Raw genomic sequence first — 19,969 nt, 5'->3', positions numbered from 1 at the left:
GTACGTAGACCGTCCTCTGGGGGGATCAGAATGTCAGTGAGGAAGTTGAATTTCAGTCGTCGGCGTGCGCTGGCCGCCGTCGGTGGGCCGTGGGACGGACTGCAGATGGGGGCGCCCCGCTCCGGGGGCGACGCCGCGATGCGTGCCTTGTGCCACGACCTCATCCAGCCGCTCGCCGCGATCCGCATGCTCGCTGACCCGCACGTTCCGTCGAACGACGAACGCCTGGCGGGCATCCTGCACGAGGTCGCCTGGCTCACCGACCTCGTCGGTTCGGTGCTCGGCGGGGAGCGGGAGGACGACCAGGAGCCCCTCGACCTCATGGAGGTCACGAGGTACGCCGTGTCGTGCTGTGCGCCCCTCGTCAGGTCGGTGGTCAGGCTGGAGGACGCCGGGCCCGTGCTGGTGCTCGCTCCGCGCATTGCCCTCGTCAGGGCGCTGATCTGCCTGTTGGACAATGCCGCTCGCGCCGCAGGACCACAAGGACATGTGACAGTCGTCGTCAGTGCCAGTGGACCGCTCGCGGTCGTGGCCGTCGCTGACGACGGACCCGGACTGGGCAGGATCGCACCTCAACACTCCATCGGCCTCGTCACGGTCGCCGGCGTCCTCCGGGACTGCGGCGGACGGCTCCAGCTCGAGAACGGGGTTGACGGGGGTGCTGTCGCGACCGTCGAGCTCCCGATCCTGGCGCAGGTCCAGACCCGATGAGGATCGTGGTCTGCGACGACCACCGTCTGCTGCTCGAAGCCCTCGGTGCCTCTCTCGCGGCGCGCGGCCACGACGTCGTGGCGTTGGCCGTGACGCCCGACGAGGCCGTCTCCGCCGTGACCGACCATGCGCCGGACGTGTGCCTGCTCGACCTGCACTTCCCGGGAGGCACGAGCCTCGATGCCCTCCAGGCCATGAGGGCAGGGCAGCCGGGCACCAAGGTCGTCGTCTTCTCGGCGACGGCGGATCCTCAGGCCGTCGTCGGGACACTCTCACTCGGTGCCTCCGGTTTCCTCCGGAAGTCGATGTCGATGGACGAGATCTGCGTGATGCTCGACCGCGCCGCCGAGGGCCAGGTCGCAGTGGAGGCGAGTCTGCTGCAACAGGCCTTCCTGCCCCCCTCCGCTGCTGACCCGTTGTGGGCACTGCGGTTCCTGACCGATCGCGAGTGGGACGTGCTGCGGTGCATCACGCAGGGCCTGACCACCGAGCAGATCGCCCGGCAGCTCGGCGTGCGCAACAGCACCGCGCGCACGCACGTCCAGAACCTTCTCAGCAAGCTCGGGGTCCACTCCCGGCTCGAGGCGGCGGCTCTCCTCGCCGACCACGGGAGCCCGGCGATCTGGCCGGCACGACTGCGAACGTGACTGACGCCCCTTCGTGGACGCGCGGGACCCCCTCCCGGATCGGACATCTGGATCGGGCATGTGACGTAGTCGCGGGTCGTCCAGACGTCGGGTGTGCGGTCGGTCCTCGCCCTCGATGCTTGGTTCATGACGACCCAACCTGTCCGGGTTGTGGTCTTCGCCCGGCAGCAGCTCGTGCTGGAGGCGTTGGCTGAGACCCTGGAGGCGCTGCCAGGCCTGCGGGTCGTCGGGCGCGCCTCGACCGTGCCCGGTGTGCTCCAGCTGCTGGGGCCCGTGCCGGTGGACGTCTTGATCCTGCATGCGCTGGTCCGTCAGGACGCGTCCCTCGAGCTGGCGCGCTCCGCGCTCGAGCAGGTTCACGACCTGGGGATCGTGCTCGTGACGGAGCCGGGCGCCGCGGACCTGACCCGCCACGCGCTCCAGATCGGCGTCCGTGGCTGGGTGCGCAGCGACGAGCCACTCGAACGCCTCGTCTCGGCCGTCCGCGAGGTCGGGGCCCACGAGGTCTTCATCCCGGTCTCACTGATGACGTCGGTGCTGACCCCACCCCAGCCTGGCGCCACTCCCGAGTCCACTCGTCCGCCGCTCATGCGGCTCACCCCGCGTCAGTACGACGTCCTGCGGTGCCTCATGGACGGTCACTCGCGCGAGGAGACGGGCGTGCTGCTCCACATGTCGCCCAACACGGTCCGCACCCACATCGGCGCGATCCTCCGGCGGCTGCAGGTCCACACCACCCTCGCGGCCGTCGCCGAGGCGCGTCGCAGCGGGCTCCTCGGCCGGAGTGCCGAGGAAGCGTCTACCGCGAATGGCGTAGGCGGCCTCGGGCGGTGAGCGGGTGTGCTGCTGCTCCGGGTTTCCTAACGTCGAGGGAGCGGGACCGTCCGCGCCCATGCCGACAGGCCCTTGAGGCCCAGGGGGAAACATGACCGTTCAGACCTCGCCACGACGTGTAGCCGCGTCCCGCTCGATCCCCTTTGCGCGCACGGTGATCGGGCCCGAGGCGCGCTCTGCCGTGGCCCGGGTGCTCGAGTCGGGGTGGGTGACGACCGGGCAGGAGGTCGTCGAGTTCGAGCGCGAGTTCGCCGACTACGTCGGGGCCGGCCGCGGTGTCGCCGTCAGCTCCTGCACGGCCGGCCTCGAGCTGGCCCTGAGAGGTCTCGGCCTCGCGCCCGGGTCGCGCGTCCTGATGTCGACGAACACGTTCTGCGGCGCGGCCGGTGCCATCACGCACGCCGGCCTGGTGCCCGTGCTGGCGGATGTCGACCCATGGAGCGCCGTCCCGACCGAGGACCTCATCCGCGCGGCCGTCCGTGAGGTCGGTGGCGTGTCCGCGATGGTCGTCGTCCACCTCGGCGGGCGACCGGTCGATGTCGAGGCGGCCGCGGCGGCGGCCGGGATCGGTCTCGACCGGGTCATCGAGGATGCTGCGCACGCGCTCGGCACGGAGGTCGGCTCTCAGCGGGTCGGCTCGATCTCCCGAGCCACCTGCTTCAGCTTCTACGCCACGAAGAACCTCGCCATCGGCGAGGGAGGCATGGTCACGACGAGCGACGACGACTTCGCCGAGACCCTGGTCCGCACCCGCCTGCACGGCATGTCGAGGGACGCGTGGCGCCGCTACACCCCCGGGGCGAGCTGGCGGTATGACGTGGCGGACGACGGCCTCAAGGCGAACCTCACGGACGTCCAGGCAGCCATCGGCCGAGCGCAGCTGCGCCGCTTCGATGCCGACCAGGCCCGGCGCGTCGAGCTGGCTGCCCGTTACGACGCGCAGCTCGCGGGCCTGCCGTCGATCAGCCTTCCCCCGCGGCCGGTCGAGGGCCGACACGCCTGGCACCTGTATGCCGTGCGGATCCAGCCAGGGTTTCCCGTGTCGCGCGACGAGCTCATCGACCGGTTGAGTGCCCTCGGCATCGGCTCCTCCGTGCACTTCATCCCCCTGCACCGACTGACCTGGCACGTCAACCACTGCGTCGTGCCCGCGGGGGGCCTGCCCGGCGCCGACAGAGTCTTCGAAGGGACTCTCTCCCTCCCCTTCGACCAGAACATGACCGATGACGACGTCGACGAGGTGTGTGCAGCCTTGCGGCAGATAGGAAGTGCGCGATGACTTCGGAGGTTGGGACCCGACCGGGGATCGGCAGCTCGGTCCCGGACGTGGGGCTACGGACCCTGATCGTCGGAGCGGGCGCGGCCGGCAAGGCGTTGGCTCGAGACCTGCAGCGCGTCGAGGACTTCGGACTGTGTCCGGTGGGATTCCTCGACGACGACGTGACCAAGCGAAGGGTTCGGCACCTGCCCGTGCTCGGCAGGCTCTCGGACGTCCTCAAGGTCGCGACGGCCGCGCGCATCGACGTCGTGGTCCTCGCCATCCCCGGGCTGCCCGAGGCCGAGGTGACCCGGCTGGCCACCGCCGCTGCACGCGTCGGGGCCAGCGTCCGCCGGCTGCCGTCCTTCATCGCGATGCTGCAGCGCGACGTCGTCGGGACGGACCTGCGCTCGCTCGACGTGGCCAACCTGATCGGGCGAAGTGAGATGCACGTCGCCTCGCCGGAGGTCGCCGAGATCATCACCGGCAGAACCGTGCTCGTCACCGGAGCCGGAGGCTCGATCGGCAGTGAGCTGTGCCGTCAGGTCAACGGCTTCGCCCCGAGCCGCCTCGTCATGCTCGACCACGACGAGTCCAACCTGCACCGCCTCCAGCTCGAGCTCCGGGGGGAGGCCTTCCTCGAGGCCCACGATGCCGTGGTCGCGGACATCCGCGATGCGGAGCGGATGCGGCAGGTCATGGGCTACTACCAGCCCGATGTCGTCTTCCACGCGGCCGCGCTCAAGCACCTGCCGATGCTCGAGCAGCACCCGTGCGAGGGCGTGAAGTCCAACGTCCAGGGCACCGAGAACGTGCTCGTCGCCGCGGTCGAGGCCGGAGTGGAGCGTTTCGTGGCCATCTCGACCGACAAGGCCGCCGACCCGACCTCCGTCCTGGGGGCGACCAAGGCCCTGGCCGAGCAGGTGGTCAAGAAGCACGCCGGGGGTCGCACCGTCGTCTCCGCCGTTCGCTTCGGCAACGTGCTCGGCAGCCGCGGCTCGCTCCTGCCGGTTCTCGTCTCCCAGATGGCGGCGGGACGGGACGTGACGGTGACCCACCCGGACGTCACGCGCTACTTCATGACGATCGAGGAGGCCGTGGGACTCGTCCTCGAGGCGGCCCATCTGACGACCGGGTCCGAGACCTTCGTCCTCGACATGGGCTCGCCCGTGAAGATCGTGGACCTCGTTGCCAACTTCGCACGCCAGCTCGACGTCCGCGACGTCCGTATCCGCTTCACCGGTCTGCGTCCGGGCGAGAAGCTTCACGAGTCGCTCTTCAGCGACGACGAGGACTGTGTCCCCACCAGCCACCCGCGCATCTTCAGCGCCGACGCCGTCCCCGTGCACGAGGACTTCGACCTGCTCATGCTCTCGCTCTACGACGCGGCTGGACGCAACGCGGCGGACGAGGTGCGTCGCACCCTGCGTGCGGCGCTGCCGATCTACCGGCCCGAGCCCGTCGCAGCGGTGGCGATGCAGACCTCTGCGCCCTACCCGGACGACTACTGATGCACCCCGGCACCCACTCTGAAGACAGGTTGGCCATATGAAGATCAACGTCATCGCGGGTCGCGCCGACGAGCCACAGGGCGGTTCGACAACCGGTCACCATGGCGCGCGCGTGTTCGACAGCGACCACGTTCCTGCTGACCGTGACCTGGTCGCGTCGCTCAACTCCGCGACGCTCGGCATGGATCTTGCGGCACCCCCGGTTGTCCTGCCGGACTTCCACCACAAGTCAGCCATGGAGATGCCGTCCAGCATCGCCGTGGCGACCGCAGGCACGATCCGCCCGACGTTGACGAGCTCGTCGGTCAACTGCGGGATGGCGCTCATCGCGCTCAACTGCGACCGGCCGACCGCCGCCGCGGTCAGCGACTTCTACCGGCGGGTGCGCGAGCGCTACCCGTACCCGACGACGAACCGGCGCGACCTGTCCTACCGCGAGGTCGTCAGTGCGGCCACCGAGGGTGCCGCCTTCGCCGTCGAGCGGAACGGGGTCGACCCGGCCGAGCTCGAGCGCGTCGAGGAGGGCGGCAGGATCGACCTCTCGCGGTGGGGCGGCAGCGAGCGTCTCGTCGCCGAGATGCCGGCGCTCACGTGGCAGCTGGCCCGGCTCCGCTTCGGCACCGTGGGCCCGACCAACCACTTCGTGGAGCTGCAGGAGGTCGAGGAGATCCTCGATCCCGAGGCGGCTCGGCTCCTCGGGATCCGAGAGGGGCAGGTGACCCTGCAGTACCACGCCGGCGGTGGCGTGCTCACCGGCGAGATCGGGCACCTGTTCGCCCGGCGGCGTGACACCGCCCGGGTCATGAGGGCCGCGATGGCCGTCCAGAAGCCGCTATTCCACCTCGCCACCGCACGATCGGCGCAACAGGTCCGCGAGCGGATGCGCCTCTTCTTCACCGCTGCGTGCCCACCGGTCGAGCTCGACTCCGACGAGGGCAAGCGGCTCATGCTGGCCAACGCTGCGGCGATGAACTACGGCTATGCCTTCCGGATGGCCACGTACCAGGCGTTGCGACAGCTGGCGGCGGACGCTTTCGGTGGGGCGCCGGGCAGCCTCGTCGTCGACTCCCCACACAACTCGATCTACGAGGAGGACGTCGCGGGGGAGCGCGCGGTCGTGCACCGCCACAACTCGTGCCGCGCCTACCCGGCCCACCTGATGACACCCGGCACCACCTTCGCGCAGACGGGACAGGCGGTCCTCCTCCCCGGCACGCACCGGACGTCCTCGTACCTCGCGGTCGCCGGGAGCTCGAGCAGCCAGAGCCTGCACTCCGCCTGCCACGGAGCGGGCACCGTCATCGACCAGTTCGCCAAGAACGGAACCTCCCAGTCCGACCCCGCGGGGCGATCGACCCTGCGGTTCCGCTACGACGACACCGCACCGACCGAGGCGCCGCACCTCGACGACGCCGGCGTCAACGCGGCGATGTCGGTGCTGTCCACCCATCGGATCGTCCGACCCGTTGCGCGGATGCGACCGTTCGCCGTCCTGCACTAGTCCCGCCCGGAAAGAGAAGTCACATGCGCATCGATGAGGCCTTCCGTCGAGTCATCGGCGGTTACTGGTGGCTGATCGGCCTACTCGTCATCGTTCCCGCGGTGGCGGCCGGGCTCTACGGAGCCCATCAGCAGTCCCAGTACCAGGCGGTCGCCCGCGTCCAGATGTCCGGCGGGCTCGCCAGCACCAACGTCCAGGCGGACGCGGCGACGCAGTGGCTCCAGGGCGTCATCACGACCCCCAACATGGTCCGTCAGGCCATGGCGGCCGCGGGGATCCCGGGCGACCCGACGCTCTTCGCCACGCACTCGATCGACGTGACCCGGGTGGGCGTGTCCACGGTGAACGACGTGGTGGTCACCACGGACAACAGGAACCGGTCGATCATCGCCGCGAACTCCCTGGTGCAGCAGGCATTGAGGTACGCCAACACCTCGCGGCAGAGCGACGCGGCCCAGATGAGCTCGCTCAACCAGCAGATCGACTCCCTCACCAAGGAGCGGGACGGTCTGATCCGGCAGCTGGCCGTCGCCCCACCGGGAACGGTGCTCGAGCTCCAGGCCCGGATCGCCGCGATGGCCCCCACCCTCACGGACCTGTTGCGCCAGCGCTCCGACCTGCTCCTCGCATCGACGCAGCGTTCGAGCATCGGGCTGCTCGATCCCGCCACCGCGCTGCCCGACGCGGTCGGCCCCAAGGTGCCGCAGCTCGTGGCGCTGGCCGCCCTCGCCGCCCTCATCCTCGCTCTGGGCTGCGTCGCGATCCTCGAGGCGATCCACCCGCAGGTCCGGGGCCGGCGGTGGGTCGCGGCCGAGCTCGACGCACCCCTGCTCGGGCACCTGCCCACCTTGGCCCTCTCCGGTCCGAAGGGGGCCCGCAGCCTGCGCGACTTCGGTAACGCTGCGAGGGTGGTCGGTTCGCGGTTCGCCGGACGGCCCATCCTGCTGCTCCCGGTCGAGAAGAGGTATGACCAGTGGGCGGCACGCATCTGCCTGGAGCTCGAGACGCTCACGGGAGTGCGCGTCGAGCATGCGCCGGACGCGGCCGTCACGCTGCAGGGCAGAGGGCCCGCGCTCGGCCACCCGAGCGACCCCGTCGTGATCGCCCTCAGCCCTGCGGTCGAGTCACAGCGCAAGCTCGAGGACGTGGCGCGCCACGCAGCGGTGATGGGCTGGCCCATCGTCGGCGTGCTCACCTTCCGGCGCCGGCGTCTCCTCGACCGGGCGGCGCTCGCGCAGGGCGGCCGTCACGCCCGGCCACCCATCACCCCGGTCGCTCCCACGGCGCCTCCGAGCAGCGCGCCCGACCCGCTGGAGCAGGACCTCGGCGCCCTCAGCAGCCAGAAGATGCGGGGGATGTCGTGAGCCGCCGAGCCGAGTCGTGCGGCCTGACGGTGGAGGTCGAGTCGGGGTCCCGTGCCTGGCTCAACCTCGTGGACCGCGCCCTGGGCGACCCGCCACGACCGGCACAGCACCCGCAGCGGTCGGATGCCCCCGAAGCAGCGCGCACCCCCGACGTCGTGGTGCGCGTGGAGTCCTCGCACGCCCCCTTCCAGCTCTCTGGTCTCACCCCCCTGACCCGTGGGGCGTGGGGGGACGGGCGTCGCGTGGTGCTCGCCGACGCGTGCGGGAGCGGCCTCGACCTGCTCGTCGAGCCGTCGCCGGAGGCGCTCACCGTCACGGCACGCTCCCGCCCGGGGCCGACCCACCGGGCGCTGCGTCTCGCGGCGCCGGGCCGGACCGAGCTGCTCTGGCGCGCAGCGCTCCTGCAGTACCCGACCCTGTGGTGGGCCGCTGTGCGCGGCGCCGTGCCGCTGCACGTCTCGGCCGCCCGGGTGGGGGACCACGGTGTGGTGCTCGCCGGGCCGGGCGGCGTGGGCAAGTCGACCCTGCTGGGGAGCCTCGCCCACGACGACGGGGCACCGGTCAGCGACAACCTCTGCACCTACGACGGCGAGCGACTCCATGGGCTGCCCGAACCCCGTCGGGTCGACGCGGGAACGGCGAGGGCCCTGCGCCGGACGATGCCGCACGGCCGCGTGGAGCAGCCCTGGGAAGGTCGCCAGCACGCGATCCGGCCCTCGCTGCTGCTCGTCCTCCGGCGGGGGACCGCCGAGCGGCCCACCGTTCGCCCGGTCCCGCCAGCGGTGGCCGCGCGCGCCCTCGTGGCCGGCACCTACGCGGCAGGCGAGCTGCGCCGCTACTGGGCCTTCTCGGCGACGCTGGCCCTGGGCACCGGGCTCGGGCCGGCTCATCCGGCGATCGTCGTTGCGGCGGAGCGGCTCGCCCGGTCCGTTCCCTGCCTCGAGGTCATGCTCCCCGCGCGTCCGGGGACGGCCCTCGCCGAGATCGTCGACCTGTGCGACAGCGCCGTCGCTGCGCCGAGCGCCACCACGGAATTTGTCGCGGAGGCCGCCACGAAGGCCGCCACCGAGGCCGACCGCCACCGCCCTGCTGTGAGCACGCGGATGACAGGAGTTCAGGGATGAGTCAGCGTGTGGCCCACATCATCACCCGCTGCGTGGCGGGCGCCGGCGGCGTCGCCGTGCGCGGAGCGGTGAGCCTGCCAGGGGATCTCTACAGCAGCACCCTCGTCGTGGGCTCGGGCGACGTCCTGCTCGACGTAGCGCGCGCCCACGGTGTGGACGTCGTCGTCGTGCCGGAGCTCGTCTCCCCGATCAGCCCGACCCTGGACGCCCGTGCCCTCAGGTCGCTCGACAGGTTCCTCAGGTCCGAGAGCTTCGACGTCGTGCACACCCACAGCGCCAAGGCCGGCGTGCTGGGTCGCGTCGCGGCCTCGAGGGCCGGGGTCCCTCGCATCGTTCACACCCTGCACGGATTCCCTTGGCACGACTTCCAGCCCGCCGCCGTACGGCAGGCCTACATCCGCACCGAGCGTGCCCTGGCCCGCATCACCGACGCCTACCTCGCCGTCGGCACCGGTGTCGCGGTGGAGGCCCTCCGGCGGCGGGTGGTGCGTCCCGAACAGCTCGTCACGATCGGGCCTGCCGTCGAACCGGCCCCGGTCACCGTGTCGCCGGCCTCCCGGGCGCGGGCCCGCACGCTGCTCGGGCTGCCGGAGGACGCGACGGTCGTCGGCACCGTGGGGCGGATGGACTTCCAGAAGGCTCCTGAGGTCATGCTCGAGGCGCTGGGCCGCATGACGACTCCGGCGGTGCTGGTGTGGGTCGGTGGCGGTCCCCTCCTCGAGGAGACGGCCCGTCGTGCGCGGAGCGCGGGCCTCGAGCACCGGGTGCTGCTGCTGGGCAACCGCGATGACGTGCCCCAGCTGCTGCCGGCCTTCGACGTGTTCGCGATGTCGAGTCGTTACGAGGGCCTCCCGTGCGCCATCGTCGAGGCCCAGGAGTGCGGCATACCCGTGGTGGCGACATCGGTGAACGCCGTCTCGGACGTCGTGGTGCCCGGGGTGACCGGGCTGCTCGTCGCACCCCAGGATGCCGGCCAGCTCGCTGCAGCCCTCGACCACGCGCTGACCCATCCGCGGCAGGCGGCGGCCTGGGCGGAGCACGCCCGCGCGCAGCTGGGCACCCGCTACGACGCGACCACGCTGGGCGCGACCCTGTGCGAGGTCTACACCCCGGAGCCGGCGGGCCAGCGGCCGCCGGTCCTGACCCCCCTGCCCGACTGGGGCCGGGCGTCGTGAGTGCGCTCGAGGCCGCGTTGGCCCTCCTCGTGCCGAAGGGGACCCCGGTGGTCCACGTCCACGGCACGCGACCTGCCTCAGGCACGGCGATCCCGCACCTGTCGCCCGGCGAGCAGCTGGTCTTCCTCGACGGCCGGCGCCTCAGTGCCCGCCGTCTGCGGCGGCTGGCGCGGGATGCGGGCCTCGTCGTCGACCGTGAGCTCGTCGTGCTGCCGGACCTGGGCACGCCGGCCTTCGTCGTCGAGGACGCCGTCGAGAGCATGGGGTGGTTCTGGAACGCCTTCGCCACCGTGCCACCCGGGCGCTCCAGAGGCGCTCTCCTCATCACCGCGACGACAATGCTCGGCCGTCACCGCCCTCTCGTGGGGTGGGTCGGCCGGCTCGTGCCCGGGCGCATGGTCATCGCCCACCGGCCATGACGACCTCGACCCGCCTGCCGGGCTCACCCGACCTCGTGGCCGTCGAGGCGGTCCTGCGACAGCACCTGGGCGCTCGGTCGCTCCGGCTGGCCGTCGTGGCCATGTCGCGGGACGACAACCCGAAGGCGGTCGTCATGGCGACGCAGCCCGGGGCGAGGACGCCCGTCCTGGCGGTGAAGGTCGCCCTGACGGCCGGCGCCGCGAGGTCGGTGCGTGCCGAGGCGGCGGCCCTCGAGTGCCTCGCCGAGCTCGACCCCGGGCTCGTCGGCGGCACGGTCCCGCGTGCGGTTGCGCTGCACGACACCCCGACGGGAACGATGCTCGTCACGACGGTCTCGCACGGGCGCCCGCTCTCGGTCGACTACCACCGCTGGCACCACACCGGTCGTCGTCGCGCCGTCGAGGCCGACTTCGACGCGGCGGCGGCGTGGCTCGCCGAGCTGCACGGTGTCGCGGTCCCGCCGGGGTCCGAGCCCGACTGCGGTGCCCTGCTGTCGAGCCGCTGGCCCGACGGCCTGGGGGATGCCGCAGCGCAGGTATGCCGTGACTCGCGAGAGCGCGTGGGCGAGCTGGACACGGGCCACGTCACGCACGGTGACTTCTGGTGCGGCAACATCCTCCGCTCGGGCCGGCGGGTCACCGGCGTCGTCGACTGGGAGCACACGCGCTTCGGGTCCGCTCCGCTGTGGGACCGGGTGCGTTTCGCCCTGGCCTACACCCTCTACCTCGACCGCCACACCCGCGCGGGCGCCCCGGTTCACGGCCATGCCGGCCTCCGGGCGGGTGCCTGGGGTGAACCCGTCCGGCACCTGCTGCGGGGGGAGGGCTGGTACGCCGACCGTGTCGCTGCCTTCGTCACGTCGGGCCCGGGGTGCGAGCTCCCCGCGCGGACATGGCGCGACGCCCTGCTGGTCGGGCTGGGCCAGGCGGCGGCGACGAGCGACGAACCGGACTTCGCCCGCGCGCATGCGCTTCTCCTCGCGGAGGTGGGGTCATGACGACGGTGGTCCGCAGTGCGGACACCGCAGGGCCCCGAACGGCGCCCAGGCTCTGGGCGAGGAACCACCCTGTGACGCCGGCGTCGCCGTCCCTGCGCCGCGTCATAGCGGCGGCCGTCGCGTGCATGCCGCTGCTGGCGCCGTCCGGGTTCGGCAACACGTCACCCGCCGACCTGCCCATCGTCCTCGCCATCCTCGGCGTCTTCCTCTGGCTGTCGCGCAACCGCGTGCGACTGCACGTGCCGTATGCCGCGGGGATGTGGTTGATGATCCTGGCTGGTGCCGTCGCCGCACTGGCCACCCTGCAGATCCGCTCGACCGCCGTGCTCGCCCAGGACCTCTTCCTCCTGCTCTGGGTCACCGTCATCGCCAACGCGGTGCGCGCCGACCGCTCGCTCGTGCGCCTGGTGTGCAGCAGCTGGTGCTGGAGCGGGATCGTCTGCGCGGCACTGCTGGTCGTCGGCCGCCTGGCCGGCATCTCGTGGTTGGCCGGCCAGACCGACCGCGACGGCTCGCGGGCGGCCCTGACGTTCGGCGACCCCAACCTCGCAGGCAACTACTTCGTCTCCTGCCTCTTCCTCGTCCTCGCCTCCCGGTGCCCGCGACGTGGCTGGCTGCGCGCCGGGGCGGTGATCCTGTTGGTGCTCGCGGTGGTCTTCACCGGCTCCCAGGGCGCCATGCTCGGGATGGTGGTGGGCGTGGGGGTGGCAGCCATCGTCGGTTCGTGGAGGTCGCGTGGCCCCATCACGGCCACCGGTCTTGCGTGCGCCGTGGCCCTGGTCGGCGGCCTCCTCGTCACGTCGGTCGACTGGACCTCGTTGCAGGAGCAGGCTGCCTCCAGTGGGCCGGTCCTGCACGACTCGTTCGGTCGCGGTGACTCCTCGAGCCAGGACCGGCAGGTTCTCTTCGCCGAGGGCCAGCGCCTCTTCTGGAACGGCACCCTCGTCGGCGTCGGACCGGGACGCACGGAGCCGACCCTCGCTGCGATCCCGGCGCCGTACGTCAAGGAGGCACACAACGACTACATGGCGACGCTCGTCGAGCTCGGGGTCCTCGGCGGCGTCGGTCTCGTCGTGCTGATCGCCTCGATCTCGGCACGGCTGGCCCGGGTCGCGGGACGACCCGGACGCGCTGGTGAGACGACTGCCGTCCGGGATCTCCTTCCGGCGCCGCAGTTCCTCGTCGCGATGGCCGTGTCGTTCATGGTCGCAGGCCTGTTCTACGAGGTGCTGCACTTCCGCCATCTGTGGGCCTTCCTGGGCCTGCTCGCCGGGTTGGACCTGATCCGTGCCGACTCCTCCCGTCCGTCCGAGAGGCGATGACATGGGCATCCACGTGGGCCCCGTCCGCGGGCCGCGCCGGTTCAGAATCCCCGGACGGGCCGTGCTCGACAACATCACGGCCCGGCTGGTCGCCGTGGTCGCGCTGGGGCTCGGCACGATCCTCGTCGCGCGGGTCGGGGGCGCCGAGGACGTCGGTCTGCTGGCCCTGCTCCGCGTCGTGCCCGGCCTGGTCGGCGTCCTGGCCGCCTGTGGTCTGCCCGGCGCGATGGGCTACTTCCTCGCCGGGCCGCATTCGACCGAAGCGCGCCTGTGGCCCACGATCCTGGCGGTGCTCACCGCGGGCGTCGGGTTCGGCATGGCGGCGTGGTTCCTGCTCATGCCGGCGATCCACGCTCTCCTGTTCCCGACGACGAGCACGCTCGTCATGGTCCTCGCCGGCGTCAGCGTCGGCACCCAGCTGCCACTCGCGGTCGCCAAGTCGAGCCTGCAGGGGCTCGACGACCGGCGGGGCTCCAACGTGGTCACCGCTGCCGAGGAGGCGGCCTTCATTCCCGCCTTCGCGGCCGCCTACCTGCTCGGGCTTCGAGGGCCCCTGCTGCTCGTGGTCGTGCTCATCGTCGCGGACGTCGTCGTCGCCGGCGCCGGCTGGGCCAGACTGGTGCGACAGGTGCACCGCCGGGGGATGCGGATGACCGGGCGCCCGGACCGGGGCCTCGCCCGCAGCATCGTGTCGTTCGGCTTCCTCGGTCAGGTCGGTGGCCTGGTCAACCTGCTCAACCTGCGCCTCGACTTCCTCATCCTGGGACACCTGGCCGGCCCGGTACCCCTCGGCATCTACGCCGTGGCGTCGAAGTTCGCGGAGCTCGTCAAGCTGCCGGCGCTCGCCGTCACCTGGGTGAGCTACCCGCAGATGGCTCGCCTGGGACCGGACGGCTCCGCGAAGCTGGTGCGGCGACAGCTGCCGTGGCTCATCGGTCTCGGCATCGCCGGCGCCGTCGTGCTGGCGCTCGCCGCGGGCCCCCTCCTCCCGGCCCTCTACGGCCAGGAGTTCGTCAAGTCCGTCGTGCCGGCCGCCATCATCGCCGTGGGCCTCGTCGCGTCGCCGGCTGGAGGCCTGGCCAGCGGCTACCTGCTCGGGACCCGGCGCCCCGGCACCAACTCGGTGCTGCAGGCTGTCGGCCTGCTCGCCACCCTCGGCCTGGACGTGCTGCTCATCCCCGACTTCGGGGTGATCGGAGCAGCGGTGGCCAGCGCCATCGCCTACCTGGTCACCGACCTCAGCACCCTGCTCGTCGTGCGACACCTCACGGCAGGGGTGCCATGACGTTGGGACGGATCCTGGCAGGGATCGCCCTCGCGTCGGCCCTCCTGGCCGGCGGATGCAGCCACGCCGTGCCCGACGAGGCGTCACCCGGCCCGATCCCGGTCGGGACGCAGACGGCGCCCGACCGCAGGTACGTGGGGCTGGTCGACGACCTCCGGGCGAGGGGGACCGGCGTCTGGATCGAGTCCGACGTCGTCAAGGCCTACCAGGCCGGCCCGGCCCGCTACCACCAGGTGCTCGGCATCGATCTCGCCCTCGCGCGTCGCCCGGGAGTTGCCGGCATCAAGATCGCCGACGAGCTGGGCTACCACGACGGCACGACGCAGGAGCAGGCGGCGGCCATGGTGCGCCAGACCGTCGCCGACATCCACGCCGCGTCTCCGGGGACGAAGGTGCTCATCGACGTCGTCGTCCCCGAGCTGGGGTGCCTGTCGTGGATCCCGACGTCGACGCCGGCCATGCGGATGTGCGGGGCGAACGCCGCCGCTGCGAACCCCGGGGCGAGCCTCGAGGCCGTGGACGGCTACGCCGCGTCCGGGGTCGACGTCATCGACCTCAGCACGGGACTCCAGGGCGACAGCTGGTACGTCGCGCAGGGGACCTCGAGGGACGAGGCGATGCGGCAGTGCTGGCGTGAGGCCATGCGCCGGTGGGGATCACGGGTGACCCTGCAGGCGCGCAAGGCTCTGGCCCACCCGGGGTCGTACACCGGTGACGCCGCCCAGGCCGAGGCCGACGTGCACACCTACGTCGACATCCCGATCGCCGCGGGAGCGAAGGCCGTTGACGTCTGGACCTGGGCCCAGAAGTACCAGGGCGAGCTCGTCACGCTCACCGACCCCGAGGGCGCACCGAACGCACTGACCCGTGCGCTGCAGCAGAGGCGGAAGGAAGGAGTGCGGCTGTGGACACACATGACACCCTCGACGTACCAGGTCGATCGGGCACACGACGTGGCCGCGGTGGCGAGCCAGTTCGACGTCGTCCTCGTCGCCGCCGGGACGGGGTGAGCCCGTCGGACGCCGCTCGCGTCAGCGCCGCTCGTCGAGCCCTCGACGTGGTCGTCGCCGCGATCGCCTTCGTGCTCACGGCGCCGCTCGTCGCGGTGGCAGCGGTCGTCATCCGCACGACGAGTCCCGGGCCGGCGCTGTTCCGTCAGGAGCGCGTCGGTGCCGGTGGTCGACCCTTCACCATCCTCAAGCTGCGCACCATGACGAGCGGTGGCCGTGGGCTCGACATCACCATGGGTCACGACGCCCGGGTCACGAGGGTGGGGGCCCTGCTGCGTCGCACGTCGCTCGATGAGCTGCCGCAGCTGCTCAACGTGCTCCGGGGCGAGATGACGCTCGTCGGGCCGCGACCGGAGACCGTCGCGCTGGCGCGGCGCTACCCGCCTGAGTGCCGGTGGGTGCTCGAGCACACCCCGGGCTTGACCGGGCCCGCCCAGATCAGGATGCGTGACTCGCGCGTGCTCGAACCGAGCGCCGCCGCGCTCCTCGAGGGTGCCGTCCACGACCCCGAGGCGTGGTATCTCCAGACCATCGTGCCGCGTCGCGTCGAGCTGGATGCCGACTACCTCCGGGCGCCGTCGCTGGCCCGTACCCTGCTCGTCCTGCTCGAGACCGCGGTCTACCTGCTGCGGCCGCAGTGACGGGCGCCGAGCCCCCGACAGCACGCGCCTCGACGAGGCCGGGCTGTCGGAGGCTCGGCGCGGGTCACTGGAGGGTCGGGGCCGTCGCCCGGGTCACCTGCAGCGGGTCGCACCTGGCATTGAGGCACGCTCCGCTCGCGAGGTCGAACTCGAAGTTGTGACCGAGGCAGCGAAGCACCCCGTCGTGGATGATGCCGCCGTACTGGAGGTCCTCGCCGGCGTGCGGGCAGTAGCGGCTCACGACGTACTCCCGATCGCCCTCGCTGAGCACCACCGTCTCGGCCGGGTCACGGTTCGTCTCGTAGTCCTCGACCGCCTCGAGGGCGTCCTGGTCCGCGTGCTTGAGCAGGCCCACGAGGTAGTCGTTGTAGACGTCGGGCTCGCGGCTGGCACGGATCCGCAGCGAGAGGAAGAGGTCCTCCCAGCGGGCCCGCCCGGTGAGGACAGCGTTCAGCCAGCGAGCCTCGACGGTGAGGTGGTAGCCCGGCACCCGGTCGCTCGGGCTGAGGTCGACCTCCGTGGTCTCCGGCCCCAGGCGCACATCCCACGTGCCCCCCGCGCGTCCGAGCACCTCGAAGCGCACCGTCATGCCGATCCGCTGCAGGAAGTAGTCGGACAGCGCGCCGAGGTCGAGGAAGTGCTCGCGGAAGCGCTCGGCGAGCCGGCTGTCGGGCTCGGGGTCGGGCAGCTCGGCGTGGACCGCGGCGATCTCGTCGGCTCGGCGCTGCGCATACGCCCGCAGGTAGTCGGAGGTGTCGTCGAAGGTGAAGTCGGCCCACATCGGGTCACGCTCGACCTCGCCCGAGCCGGCGTGCAGCCGGTCGCCCGGGAGGAGGACGAGCGCGGTCTGGCCGGGCAGCCGCTCCCGGAGGAACTCGAGGGCCTGTCCCTGGTGGGGGAAGATCCCCGGGTGCTGCGCTGTGGGGTTGTGCTGCGCGACGGCGGGGTCGAGGAAGGCCGGCGGTCCGGCATACGGCATGACGATCTTCGGCGGCGCCGAGCGGAGCAGCCGCGTCACGGCCCGGAACTTGCCAGACCGCTTCTCGGCGCTGATCCGCTCGATCACCTCGGGTGGGTAGTCGTAGCAGATCGGGTGCCAGGAGGCTCCCGACATCTGCACCCCCATGACGTCGATGGGCCGGCCGACCTCCTCCGCCGCCCGGCGCAGCTGGCTGACGCTGAGGCGCGCGTCGTTGGTGTGCAGCACGGCGTGGCCGTCGACATAGATGAGGATGGCGGCGTCGTGGCACATCGGGCTGAGCTCGGGGATGACCGTCACCCAGTCGCCCCGGTCGTTGAGGGCGAAGCGCTCCCAGGCGTCGAGCTCGATGACGACGTTGCGGATGCCGGCGCCGGCGATGCGGTTGCGCATCTCCCTCGAGGGATACCGCGGGATGACGAGGCGCACGGACGGCGAAAGGCCCTGCAGGAGAGGCAGGTCGAGATGGTCGAGGTGCTCGTGCGAGATGGCGACCCAGTCGGCGTCGAGCACCTGCGGGGTGCGCACGTGGGCGTTGTCGGGAAACGGGAACCAGGAGGCGAGGAAGGCGCCGCCCGGCGACATCCAGGGGTCGCACAGCATCCGCAGAGCCGGTGCGTCGATGCGTAGGCCGGCGTGGCCGAGTGAGGTGACGAGGGGTCCGTTCATTCCTCGACGATCCGCCGTCGTGCCCGTGACCGAAACCGGCGTGGGGTTGACCGCGCTCTACGTCGTTTGACGGAGCCTCAGAGTCCGCAGTAGTGGCGCAGGGCGGTCAGGTCGCTGCGGAGGGCAGCGCCGATGTCCGTGTGCCGTTGGGCCGAGGTCTCCGACGGGGTGGTGAGGGTGGTGCGGTAGGCGGTGAGGTCGTCGGCGAGGTTCTGGGCGAGCTCGCGGGCGTCGTCGGATGCCGTGGCCCTGGCTGAGGAGGCGGCTCGGCTCAGGGCCGAGGTGACCACGTTCGGCGGGGCGCCGGGCGCGGTGGCGGTGACGGCGGCGGCGACGAGCAGGCCGATGGCCGGGCAGTCGCTGGGAGGGCCCGGCACTCTGGTCGCGGCTCGCGGCGCCGCGGTCACGGCCTGGGACGCACCGCTCGCGAGGAGGGCTGCGCCGAGGGCGAGCACCGCCGTGAGCGCGATGCCGAAGAGGATCTGCCAGCGGCGGGAGGTGGTGGTCGAGTGGCTCATGGTGTCGTCCCGCTTCTAGGGCTGGTACTCGTAGGCGCCGCGGTCGTCATAGGTTCGCCCGCCCACGCCGGTGTCGACGGTTGCCGGGTCGTCGACCCGGGCCTGTCCGGCGGCGTCCAGGCCCGGCTGGCCGGGGGCTCCGGAGTCGGCGGAGTCGATGGCGGGCGAGCCGGCCCGGAGGGTGAAGTCGCCCTGCGACGGGCTGGTCCATCGGGGGTCGACCTGCAGTGCGTGCGACTCCTGCCCGCTCGCCGCCTGGAACGCGGCCAACGAGGTGTAGGAATTCGAACCCCAGACCATCATCGTGCCGCCGCTCACGCTGAGGTTGACGAGGTCGTAGTCGAGCGTCGTGCCGAGCTGCGAGGTGGCGTCGACGCGGATGTTCCCGCGGGTCCGGGGGCACTTGACGGTGCCGCCGACGCCGTCGGGACACGACGCGGCGTTGTCGACCGAGACGTTGTTGGCGAACGTGAAGCCGCTCGAGGTACCGGCAGGCACGCCCTCGAGGTTGATGCCGGCCGCGACGTTGTCGTAGACGGTGTTGCCGACGATGGAGCTGCCGGTCACGGCGTAGTCGTCGATGCCGTGGTCGCCGGTGATGCAGCCGGCCGTGTTGCCAGTCGGTGGTGGGCTGCAGTTCGTCAGGGCCGCGGTCGTGAACCCCTTGTTGTGGTAGCTGATGTTGTCGGCGATCGTGTTGCGGTCACCGCCCGGGTAGGACTGGATGCCGGAGTCCTCGTTGTCGTGCACCCGGTTGCCGCTCACGACGTTGCCCGGTGCACGCAGGTCGATGCCCACCGCGTTGCGGACGTAGCCGTACGCGTTCAGCGAGCTCTCGTTGCCGGTGACCTGGTTGCCGGTGGAGCCGTTCGTCAGGTAGATGCCGGACGCCGAGTTGTCGGTCACGAGGTTGCCGGTCACGACGGAGTTCGTCATCGAGTTGAGGTACATCCCGTATGCCGTGGTGCCGTCGACGCGGTGTCCGGAGGTCCGCACCGTGTTGCCCGAGAGCCGGACGCCGGTGGCGTTGTAGACGTAGATCCCGTTGCTCGTGCTGTTCTGGACCGTGAAGCCCGACACCGTGATCCAGCTCTGGTTCGAGATCGTGAAGCCGTGCTTGGCGCCGGAGATCGTCACGGTGGCCCCGGCGGCCGGCTGGAAGACGATGGGCGACCCGGACGTCCCCGAGTGCCAGGGGAACACCTCGTCGACGTAGGTCCCCGACGACACGAGGACCGTCTGTCCCGCGACCGCCACCTTGGCGGCTTTGGCGATCGTGCAGAAGGGGACCGTCGCGGTGCCTGTCCCGGTGTCGGAGCAGCCGCCGCCTCCCACGTAGAGGTAGGTGGCAGCGCCCGAGGCGGCACCGACGGGGATCGCTGCCAGGGCCAGGGCCGCGGCGAGTGTGCCGGTGACGATCGCCGCGCTGCGTCTCGGAGTGTGTGGGAGGACCATGTCCTTTGTCCCTTCTCGCGTGCCGCCGTCCTGACCTTCCAGGGTGGCGATGGGTTGGGCGTCCGCCGAGGGACGTCTGGGGTCTACGGTTCAGAGCCCGCAGTAGTGGCGCAGGGCGGTCAGGTCGCTGCGGAGGGCAGCGCCGATGTCCGTGTGCCGTTGGGCCGAGGTCTCCGACGGGGTGGTGAGGGTGGTGCGGTAGGCGGTGAGGTCGTCGGCGAGGTTTTGGGCGAGCTCGCGGGCGTCGTCGGATGCCGTGGCCCTGGCCGAGGAGGCGGCTCGGCTGAGGGCCGAGGTGACCACGTTCGGCGGGGCGCCGGGCGCGGTGGCGGTGACGGCGGCGGCGACGAGCAGGCCGATGGCCGGGCAGTCGCTGGGAGGGCCCGGCACTCTGGTCGCGGCTCGCGGCGTCGCGGTCACGGCCTGGGACGCGCCGCTGGCGAGGAGGGCCGCGCCGAGGGCGAGCACCGCCGTGAGCGCGATGCCGAGCAGGATCTGCCAGCGGTGGTAGGTCATCGTGGTCGAGTGGCTCATGGTGTCGTCCGCTT

Annotated in this window: 19 protein-coding genes; 15 read left to right on the top strand and 4 right to left on the bottom strand. The window is 71.8% G+C overall.

All coding sequences use genetic code 11. The features are described 5' to 3' along the window. Positions 1-36 precede the first annotated feature (36 nt). The 15 genes from AC1DIW_RS07630 to AC1DIW_RS07560 all read left to right on the top strand — a co-directional run bounded on the left by AC1DIW_RS07630 (position 37) and on the right by AC1DIW_RS07560 (position 15,800). A complete protein-coding gene (locus tag AC1DIW_RS07630; protein ID WP_442277317.1) occupies positions 37-711 on the top strand; it encodes a sensor histidine kinase in 675 nt (224 codons plus the stop codon). Further along, on the top strand, positions 708-1,358 hold the full coding sequence (locus AC1DIW_RS07625) for a response regulator (RefSeq protein WP_442277316.1): 651 nt from the start codon (positions 708-710) through the stop codon (positions 1,356-1,358). The genes AC1DIW_RS07630 and AC1DIW_RS07625 overlap by 4 nt, the downstream gene beginning before the upstream one ends. A 126-nt stretch (positions 1,359-1,484) precedes the next feature. Further along, positions 1,485-2,192, top strand: a complete 708-nt coding sequence (locus tag AC1DIW_RS07620) for a helix-turn-helix transcriptional regulator (protein ID WP_478107113.1) — start codon at positions 1,485-1,487, stop codon at positions 2,190-2,192. A 91-nt stretch (positions 2,193-2,283) separates the two neighbouring features. Then, positions 2,284-3,471 (top strand): DegT/DnrJ/EryC1/StrS family aminotransferase, encoded by a 1,188-nt coding sequence (locus AC1DIW_RS07615; RefSeq protein ID WP_478107111.1) that lies wholly within the window; start codon positions 2,284-2,286, stop codon positions 3,469-3,471. Beyond that, entirely contained in the window at positions 3,468-4,961 is a 1,494-nt protein-coding gene (locus AC1DIW_RS07610; protein ID WP_442277313.1) for a polysaccharide biosynthesis protein, read from the top strand. Before AC1DIW_RS07615 ends, AC1DIW_RS07610 begins: the two co-directional genes overlap by 4 nt. A 37-nt stretch (positions 4,962-4,998) precedes the next feature. Then, a complete protein-coding gene (locus AC1DIW_RS07605; RefSeq protein ID WP_478107109.1) occupies positions 4,999-6,462 on the top strand; it encodes an RtcB family protein in 1,464 nt (487 codons plus the stop codon). Positions 6,463-6,485: 23 nt separating this feature from the next. Next, a complete protein-coding gene (locus AC1DIW_RS07600; protein ID WP_478107107.1) occupies positions 6,486-7,826 on the top strand; it encodes a hypothetical protein in 1,341 nt (446 codons plus the stop codon). Continuing rightward, entirely contained in the window at positions 7,823-8,950 is a 1,128-nt protein-coding gene (locus AC1DIW_RS07595) for a hypothetical protein (RefSeq protein ID WP_478107105.1), read from the top strand. Before AC1DIW_RS07600 ends, AC1DIW_RS07595 begins: the two co-directional genes overlap by 4 nt. Next, positions 8,947-10,125 carry a glycosyltransferase gene (locus tag AC1DIW_RS07590; RefSeq protein ID WP_478107103.1) on the top strand — a complete coding sequence of 393 codons (1,179 nt, stop codon included), beginning with the start codon at positions 8,947-8,949 and terminating at the stop codon, positions 10,123-10,125. Before AC1DIW_RS07595 ends, AC1DIW_RS07590 begins: the two co-directional genes overlap by 4 nt. Then, entirely contained in the window at positions 10,122-10,544 is a 423-nt protein-coding gene (locus tag AC1DIW_RS07585; protein ID WP_478107101.1) for a hypothetical protein, read from the top strand. The genes AC1DIW_RS07590 and AC1DIW_RS07585 overlap by 4 nt, the downstream gene beginning before the upstream one ends. Continuing rightward, a complete protein-coding gene (locus tag AC1DIW_RS07580) occupies positions 10,541-11,542 on the top strand; it encodes a phosphotransferase (protein WP_478107099.1) in 1,002 nt (333 codons plus the stop codon). The genes AC1DIW_RS07585 and AC1DIW_RS07580 overlap by 4 nt, the downstream gene beginning before the upstream one ends. A 71-nt stretch (positions 11,543-11,613) precedes the next feature. Next, positions 11,614-12,864 (top strand): O-antigen ligase family protein, encoded by a 1,251-nt coding sequence (locus AC1DIW_RS07575; protein ID WP_478107097.1) that lies wholly within the window; start codon positions 11,614-11,616, stop codon positions 12,862-12,864. 1 nt (position 12,865) lies between these two features. After that, positions 12,866-14,149: a lipopolysaccharide biosynthesis protein gene (locus tag AC1DIW_RS07570; RefSeq protein ID WP_478107095.1), complete on the top strand. Its 1,284-nt coding sequence runs from the start codon at positions 12,866-12,868 to the stop codon at positions 14,147-14,149. After that, positions 14,146-15,159: a hypothetical protein gene (locus AC1DIW_RS07565; protein WP_478107094.1), complete on the top strand. Its 1,014-nt coding sequence runs from the start codon at positions 14,146-14,148 to the stop codon at positions 15,157-15,159. Before AC1DIW_RS07570 ends, AC1DIW_RS07565 begins: the two co-directional genes overlap by 4 nt. Beyond that, positions 15,156-15,800: a sugar transferase gene (locus tag AC1DIW_RS07560; RefSeq protein WP_478107093.1), complete on the top strand. Its 645-nt coding sequence runs from the start codon at positions 15,156-15,158 to the stop codon at positions 15,798-15,800. Before AC1DIW_RS07565 ends, AC1DIW_RS07560 begins: the two co-directional genes overlap by 4 nt. Before the next feature lie 64 nt (positions 15,801-15,864). On the opposite strand, the gene AC1DIW_RS07555 is transcribed toward AC1DIW_RS07560, so the two are convergent. The 4 genes from AC1DIW_RS07555 to AC1DIW_RS07540 form a co-directional block, all read right to left on the bottom strand. Beyond that, positions 15,865-17,448 carry a Rieske 2Fe-2S domain-containing protein gene (locus AC1DIW_RS07555; RefSeq protein ID WP_478107092.1) on the bottom strand — a complete coding sequence of 528 codons (1,584 nt, stop codon included), beginning with the start codon at positions 17,446-17,448 and terminating at the stop codon, positions 15,865-15,867. 77 nt (positions 17,449-17,525) lie between these two features. Continuing rightward, on the bottom strand, positions 17,526-17,966 hold the full coding sequence (locus AC1DIW_RS07550) for a hypothetical protein (RefSeq protein ID WP_478107091.1): 441 nt from the start codon (positions 17,964-17,966) through the stop codon (positions 17,526-17,528). A 15-nt stretch (positions 17,967-17,981) separates the two neighbouring features. Next, positions 17,982-19,421 carry a right-handed parallel beta-helix repeat-containing protein gene (locus AC1DIW_RS07545; protein WP_478107090.1) on the bottom strand — a complete coding sequence of 480 codons (1,440 nt, stop codon included), beginning with the start codon at positions 19,419-19,421 and terminating at the stop codon, positions 17,982-17,984. 90 nt (positions 19,422-19,511) lie between these two features. Then, positions 19,512-19,955 (bottom strand): hypothetical protein, encoded by a 444-nt coding sequence (locus AC1DIW_RS07540; RefSeq protein ID WP_478107089.1) that lies wholly within the window; start codon positions 19,953-19,955, stop codon positions 19,512-19,514. Positions 19,956-19,969: the final 14 nt, after the last annotated feature.

This window comes from Terrabacter sp. 01T434 (assembly GCF_056398545.1).
The sequence above is the reverse complement of the archived record's forward strand: the minus strand, read 5'-3'. Positions and strand labels throughout refer to the sequence as shown.

Bases quoted from the DNA above. Each gene is read 5' to 3' on its own strand.
- AC1DIW_RS07610 (WP_442277313.1), top strand. From the start codon at position 3,468: ATGACTTCGGAGGTTGGGACCCGACCGGGGATCGGCAGCTCGGTCCCG.
- AC1DIW_RS07615 (WP_478107111.1), top strand. From the start codon at position 2,284: ATGACCGTTCAGACCTCGCCACGACGTGTAGCCGCGTCCCGCTCGATC.
- AC1DIW_RS07580 (WP_478107099.1), top strand. From the start codon at position 10,541: ATGACGACCTCGACCCGCCTGCCGGGCTCACCCGACCTCGTGGCCGTC.
- AC1DIW_RS07570 (WP_478107095.1), top strand. From the start codon at position 12,866: ATGGGCATCCACGTGGGCCCCGTCCGCGGGCCGCGCCGGTTCAGAATC.
- AC1DIW_RS07600 (WP_478107107.1), top strand. From the start codon at position 6,486: ATGCGCATCGATGAGGCCTTCCGTCGAGTCATCGGCGGTTACTGGTGG.
- AC1DIW_RS07590 (WP_478107103.1), top strand. From the start codon at position 8,947: ATGAGTCAGCGTGTGGCCCACATCATCACCCGCTGCGTGGCGGGCGCC.
- AC1DIW_RS07565 (WP_478107094.1), top strand. From the start codon at position 14,146: ATGACGTTGGGACGGATCCTGGCAGGGATCGCCCTCGCGTCGGCCCTC.
- AC1DIW_RS07620 (WP_478107113.1), top strand. From the start codon at position 1,485: ATGACGACCCAACCTGTCCGGGTTGTGGTCTTCGCCCGGCAGCAGCTC.
- AC1DIW_RS07550 (WP_478107091.1), bottom strand. From the start codon at position 17,966: ATGAGCCACTCGACCACCACCTCCCGCCGCTGGCAGATCCTCTTCGGC.
- AC1DIW_RS07625 (WP_442277316.1), top strand. From the start codon at position 708: ATGAGGATCGTGGTCTGCGACGACCACCGTCTGCTGCTCGAAGCCCTC.
- AC1DIW_RS07540 (WP_478107089.1), bottom strand. From the start codon at position 19,955: ATGAGCCACTCGACCACGATGACCTACCACCGCTGGCAGATCCTGCTC.
- AC1DIW_RS07545 (WP_478107090.1), bottom strand. From the start codon at position 19,421: ATGGTCCTCCCACACACTCCGAGACGCAGCGCGGCGATCGTCACCGGC.
- AC1DIW_RS07605 (WP_478107109.1), top strand. From the start codon at position 4,999: ATGAAGATCAACGTCATCGCGGGTCGCGCCGACGAGCCACAGGGCGGT.
- AC1DIW_RS07555 (WP_478107092.1), bottom strand. From the start codon at position 17,448: ATGAACGGACCCCTCGTCACCTCACTCGGCCACGCCGGCCTACGCATC.